General features: G+C 60.3%; 1 rRNA gene. It reads right to left on the bottom strand.

Going from position 1 to position 229, the window contains the following annotated elements:
- Positions 1 to 229, bottom strand: a 23S ribosomal RNA gene (locus KUM38_RS40680); the annotation flags it as partial.

Raw genomic sequence — 229 nt, 5'->3', positions numbered from 1 at the left:
CGGTTTAGGGTACGGGCCGCCATGAAACTCGCTAGAGGCTTTTCTCGACAGCATAGGATCATCCACTTCACCACAATCGGCTCGGCATCAGGTCTCAGCCTTGATGAACGGCGGATTTGCCTACCGTCCGGCCTACACCCTTACCCCGGGACAACCACCGCCCGGGATGGACTACCTTCCTGCGTCACCCCATCACTCACCTACTAACCGCTTGGGCCGGCGGCTCCAC

The organism is Streptomyces sp. AC558_RSS880 (assembly GCF_019049255.1).
Lineage (GTDB): Bacteria > Actinomycetota > Actinomycetes > Streptomycetales > Streptomycetaceae > Streptomyces.
The sequence above is the reverse complement of the archived record's forward strand: the minus strand, read 5'-3'. Positions and strand labels throughout refer to the sequence as shown.